This window comes from Pedobacter fastidiosus, assembly GCF_014306625.1.
Lineage (GTDB): Bacteria > Bacteroidota > Bacteroidia > Sphingobacteriales > Sphingobacteriaceae > Pedobacter > Pedobacter fastidiosus.
The window spans coordinates 66,531-72,888 of sequence record NZ_JACRYL010000019.1 but is presented as its reverse complement, the minus strand read 5'-3'; the positions used below and the strand labels follow the sequence as shown (position 1 = coordinate 72,888).

The following is a 6,358-nucleotide window of genomic DNA, read 5'->3' as shown; positions in this document are numbered from 1 at the left end:
AGAAAAGAGAAAAAAATACCCCAAAATCATGAAATATATACCATGATTTCAATGTATTTTTAAAAAGACAAAGAATTGGGAACGTGTATTGTTTTGATTTAGAATTTGGATTTACCTATGAAAAAAAGATAGTTATGGTGATTAGGGTTGTCTTTTAAATCTAGATTCTTCTGATTGGAATTGAACTCAGTCGATTAAAAAACAGATTATTAAAACGCTTTATTGGCTGGAAAGCATTCTAGACAAATTAAATATTGGAAATAGCACTGTATTAATTCAACAAATTTTATGGCTGCAGAAATCAGAATCTCACCTTGATTAAAACGTAGTTTAAATAATACATTTAAAAGAATTAGTGAAAATTTGTGTCTTTCTGAAAATTGGATGGGAATTTTGGGCTCGGCGTGAAATAGAGGGCCTCTCCCCCCGCCCTCTCCTTGAAGAGAGGGAGCTGGGGATTCTATAGGTTATGCGAAAGTGTTGAGCCGCCACGTCTTTCTTGCGCAGGCAAGTAAAGCATTAGGATTCCCAGTCAAGCTGAGAATGACGGCCGTTCATGTTTGGTCTTTCAACCAGTCGACTTAAACTTTGCACAGCCACCACACTGAGAATGACGGCCGTTCGTGTTTGGTCTTTCAGCCAATCGCCTTAAACTTTGCGTAGTCATCACGTCTTTCATGAGAAGTTGGGAATCGCTCTGCAGGAGTCCCCTTGGAATAATGCATAGGAGGGGAAGTAGCGGTGAATGGTTCGTGGAGACACGAAACAAACGAATATTTGAAGGCTTAAATAAGATTTGCCACGGAAACACGGATAGTAAAAAAACCTCTCCCCCGCCCTCTCCTTGAAGAGAGGGAGCTAGGCCTTTCTATAGGTTATGCGAAAGTGCACAGCCACCACGTCTTTCTCGCGAAGGCAAGTAAAAGTGGGGAAAAGGCATTAAGATTCCCATCCGATAGCTATCGGATCAAGTTGAGAATGACGGCCGTTCTTGTTTGGTCTTTCAACCAGTCGACTTAATATTTTGCATAGTCATCACGTCTTTCTTGCGAAGGCAAGTAAAAGTAGGGCAAAGGCATTAAGATTCTTAGTCAAGCTGAGAATGACGGCCGTTCGTGTTTTGTCTTTCAACCAATTGCCTTAAACTTTGCACAGCCACAACGTCTTGCGAAAAACAAAAAAGCCTTCCGATTAAAAATCGAAAGGCTATAAATTTATAGTAAGATGGGTTTAACTAGTTTTGGACACCGCCCATTCCTGTACCACCGCCACCTTGTTGCTGTTGATCTTGCTTAACATCGTCGTTTTTAATTTTTTTCTTCTCCGTAAATTTAAGTTTACCGAAAGAGTAACTAAAATTAACGCCAAATGAACGTAACGGATAGTAAATGTTGGCACTTTGATAAATTGTACCTGTTGCGTTTACTGCGTTATTTACTGTTTTAATGTGTAAATCTTTCGTAAATGGATTTAAAACATTAAGACCTATACTTCCTTTTTTATTTAAAATATCTTTCTTAATCGATCCGCCATAAATATAGAATGGATCAGTTGAACCTTGATAAGTACGTTTTTTAGAAGTAATGATATTAAAAACTTCAAAGTTATAGCCTTTACCAAAACCATATGCCGAACGTACAAACCAATTGAAATTAAAGAATGTACCTGTATTAATATTGGTTTCATTATTCGTTACCGAGTAAGTGTTACCAGCAAAGTTTGTCATTAAGGTCCATTTTGGTTTTATATTGTAAGATGCAAAAAGGTTAAAACCATAAGTTTCCGCAGTACCAACGTTTATATATGAGGTTAAAGTTTTATCAATCAATGTATTAGTTGTAGAATTTAATTCCTTAATCGGCGAAATTGAGCTTTCGATTACGCCACCAGTACGGCGGTAAAAAACTGAAGCATTGATTACCGAGCCTTTAATAAAAGTAGAATAACCAAGTTCAAAATTATCACTTAATTCTGGATTTAACTGAGGATTACCTTGTTGTACATTAAACTGATCGCTTTCATTTCTAAATGGATTTAAATAAGATTGCGTTGGTCTTTGTACCCTCCGGTTATAACTTAGCTTAATTGTAGTGCTTCCTTTTAAGTTTCGAGAAACAATTACGCTAGGAAATAAATTAAAATAATCATTTTTCTGAATACCACTACTTTGAGTATTAAAATCAATCTGAGTATATTCAGCTCTTAAACCTCCTTTAACTTTAATTTTTTTGGTTAAATCGAAACTGATTACACCATAACCCGCTCCAACGTTTTGGTTGTAATCAAAATCTTGGGCGGAAACATCAAACTGACTTTTTATATCTCTAAAAATACCTTTTGCTCCAACTTCTAAAACAACTGCTTTACTAAATGGATAAGTGTAATCGGTTTGTGCGGTATATTCATTATTCTTACCTGTATTATTGCTAATGCGTTCTACCCCAGTTGTAGCGCCACCAGGGATGAAGATGTTGCTGAAACTTGTTGGCGTACGCCCTGTTGAAAGTTGCGCAGAAATTGAAAATTCTTCTCCTTCTTTTTTGCTGGTTTTGCGATAATCAACATTCCAATCCAAGTTACTGAACGTCATATCCATATCGCTGATGTTTGTTGATGGAAAACCATTTATAACGTAGCTCGATGAACCCGGACCTCCATTAGAAAAATTATTGAATTTAGCCGTGGTACTGATGTTGTTGTAAGCATTAAAATCGTAATCCAAACCAACGCTTCCATTATAACCATTGCGGCTCCATTTAGAAACACCATCTTGAGCAATATTATTAACCGTTCCGTTTGCATAAACCGTGTTTGTAATAAAGGCTGTAGTAGAGTTTTGAGCATAAGATAAATTGGTACCCAAACTGGTGTTTACGCTTAAGCGACCTGTTTTGGCTGTTAAGTTAAATGCTCCATTATTTTGACGGGTTCCTACTGCAGTACTAATACTTCCAGAAACTCCTTGTGCATTAGACTTTTTAGTGATGATGTTAATAATACCCCCAGAACCTTCCGCATCGTATTTAGCCGATGGACTTGTAATTACTTCTACACTTTTTATCTGCTCTGCAGGAATCATTTTTAATGCATCAGATACGCTGCTTGCCATAGTACCAGATGGTTTTCCATTAATTAGAACCCTTACAGCGGCACCACGAAGTTGAATGTTTCCGGTAGGATCTACTGAAAGCATCGGTACTTTACGCATTACATCAGTAGCATCGCCACCGGCATTTGTTCCATCAGCTTCTGCATTGTAAACCATTCTATCGATTTTATTTTCGATAATGGCTTTGGTTCCCTGAACCTGAACATCGGCCAAAGTATTTTCTGTAGATGTGATGTAAATTGTACCGAAATTAAAATCTGGTTTAGCAGGAGTTGTGGTAATTGTAACTGATTTAGTTTTATATCCCATAAAGCCAATCATCAGCTTGTATGAGTCTGGAGATACATTTTGTAGGGTTAATTTTCCTTTTTCATCCGTTACCCCACCGTTAACGGATTTGTTATCTTTTGCATTTACCAAAGATACCGTAGCATAATCAATCGGCTTCTTCGTAATTGAATCTAGTATAGTAGCGGTAATTCGACCAGTTACGGTAGATTTTTTCGCTCCTCCACCGAAACCACCCGTCGGAAATTGAGCTTTAGCAGTAAATAATGTTAAAAGGATGAGGGATAGGAGTAAAAGTTGTTTCATATAATTGTTAGTCTTTTTATTAGTCTGCGCAAATTGCATTTTGTTACAGAGTTGTAATATACTTTTTACGCGAGTTTGGTTGTTTGGTCGGCAAAGGTCTGACTTTTCTCGGTAAAAAAACTAACTATTTTAAAATAGATGAATTTATTTTTAAATCAGGCGTATTTATAACTGACTTAAAAACAATAAGTTTAGGAAAGTATGTGGTTCGAATGGGGATTAAATGATGTAAAATGAGAAATTAGATTAACTTTTACATTTTACATCATTTTAAGTTACCTGCCCGTATTATTTGGTCTAGAATAAACCATTTGCATTACATTAATATTTCTCATGGCAAAGGCAGCCTCGCAATAGTTAAGGTAATAATTCCACTTGCGGATAAATTTATCATCAAAACCTAAGGCTTTTACTTTATCCAAATTCTTATTAAATTCTATAAACCAAAGGTGAAGTGTTTTCGCGTAATCTAAACCCAGATCTTTTAAATCTACCAGTGTTAAATCGCCTGTGTTGTTTATGGCCTTATTCATTGCTGAAACTGATGGCAAAAGTGAGCCTGGAAAAATGTGTTTTTGAATCCAATCTACTCCATTTCTTAACTTATCGTACCTACAATCTGGAGAAGTAATCACTTGAAAAGCAAAAATACCATCGGGTTTTAAAAGTTGCTGACATTTTTCAAAATAGGTTTCCAAGTATTGATGACCCACGGCTTCAAGCATTTCTATGGAAACAATTTTATCAAAAGTTCCGTCGATTTTTCGGTAATCTTGAATAATTATAGAAACTCTATCTTCCAAACCTTCTGCCTTTACACGTTCAATTGCAAGTTTTTGCTGTTCTTTTGAAATGGTTACCGAAGTAACTTTACAGCCATAATTTTTGGCTAAGAAAATTGCATTTCCACCCCAACCACTTCCAATTTCTAAAACATGATCTGTTGGTTTTACTTTAAGCTGTTTAGCCAATCTATCGTACTTTGCGTATTGAGATTCTTCCAAACTTAAATCTTCAGGATTAAAATAACCGCTTGAGTAAGTCATGGTTTTATCCAAGAAAGTAGCGAAGAAATCGTTATTTAAATCGTAATGCTCGGAAATATTTTTTTGAGAACCTGCTAAGGTATTCGCCCTGCGGATGTGCGTAAGCTTATTTACCCATTTAAAAAGGTTAAGCGCAAGAGATTTTACCTTACTCCCTGTAATTGATGGAGCATTCTCGATATTTAAAATCACCCATTTTATAACATTTGTTATGTTTGAGGTATCCCAAAGCCCAGCCGTGTAGCCTTCGCCAAAACCAATATCACCATATAAAGCAATCGATTTAAAAAAATCTGAATGATTTATCTGAATGTTTGCTTCTATTTTATGCTCCCCATTGCCAAAAACAAGGGTTTCTCCGTTTGGCAAAGTAATTTCCAGTTTACCTAAGGTCATTTTAGAAAGGGCATTGATTACAATTCTTTCGAAAAAACTAGCGGATGTTTTAGTAGCGACTAGGGAATTCATATTCTTTTGAGCGTTATGTTTATGGTTTATAGGGTTTATATACGTTGCGTTGGAGCTCAGGGTTTTCGGCCTTTGGATGAAAAGATAGTTTTTTTAGCCATAATTTCAAAGCCTGCCAATGGATCATCCCCATAATTTGCAACGGAATTAGTGGAATAGAAAAGAAACTCTTTAATAAACTTGCATTTGTAAGGGGCTTTTTATCTCCCTTTAAAGTAGTATAAAAGAACTTATTTCCCTGTTTATCAAGATCATCAATTTTAATATCCAATTGGTCAGTTGGAACTTTTAAGTTAAAATCGAATGAATCATCATGATCTATAAATGGTGAAACGTAAAAATATTTTGTAGTAATTTTTTTGAAACTATCTCCAAATAATTCTTCTTTTCCGAAGAAAAATAGCTTCATTTCTCTATAAGTATTGCTGATTTCGGCCACGCAACATACCGGATTTCCTTGCTCATCGAAACAATAATAGAATGAAACTGGGTTAAAGTTATAGCCTAAAACATTAAGATTAGTGAGCAACTTGATTTTAAGCTTGGTGCCATCTATGCCATATCCTCTTAAATAATCTTCTAAATGCTGGCGCGTAGTTTTAGTTTTAACAGGATTTTCTTTAGGCAACTGTAAATGCTCTGCATCTCTAAAAGAAAACAAATTGAATTTATTCCGGCTAAACCATCTAAGATTTTTCGCCAATAAATCTATCTCATCCAAGTCGATATAAAACATATACACATTGTACCAAAAAGAATGTTTTTTCGGCGCAAGGCGATGATGCATTACTTTTGCGGTATAGATTGAGGAGTTTATCGGCATTATTATTACAATTTACAAAAAAATATTGTTTCCGTCGGCTGAAGCACGACGGCAATGAATTAACCCTCTGTCATTCTGAGCGCAGCGAAGAATCCCCAACCTATTAGTACATAATTTAATTTAAACACTTGCCAAAGCATTATTTTAAAAGAACTGTTTTTCATCGCTTGCAGATTATCCGTGCCTATTTCCCGTCATTGCGAAATCGATTTTTCATCGATTGAAGCAATCTCACTTGTGATATTATTTAGCAAATGAGTTTGCCACGTCCCGATGAAAAATCGGAACTCGCAATGACGGCCGCATTAGAAAAGCTTG

3 protein-coding genes are annotated in these 6,358 nt (G+C 35.8%); all 3 read right to left on the bottom strand.

Translation table 11 applies throughout. From position 1 onward, the window contains the following. Positions 1–1,234: 1,234 nt before the first annotated feature. Positions 1,235–3,703 (bottom strand): TonB-dependent receptor domain-containing protein, encoded by a 2,469-nt coding sequence (locus tag H7U22_RS18305; RefSeq protein WP_187072790.1) that lies wholly within the window; start codon positions 3,701–3,703, stop codon positions 1,235–1,237. A gap of 275 nt (positions 3,704–3,978) precedes the next feature. Further along, positions 3,979–5,217 (bottom strand): SAM-dependent methyltransferase, encoded by a 1,239-nt coding sequence (locus H7U22_RS18300; protein WP_187072789.1) that lies wholly within the window; start codon positions 5,215–5,217, stop codon positions 3,979–3,981. Between the two features lie 19 nt (positions 5,218–5,236). Then, a complete protein-coding gene (locus H7U22_RS18295; protein ID WP_187072788.1) occupies positions 5,237–6,040 on the bottom strand; it encodes a DUF1365 domain-containing protein in 804 nt (267 codons plus the stop codon). Between the last annotated feature and the right edge of the window lie 318 nt (positions 6,041–6,358).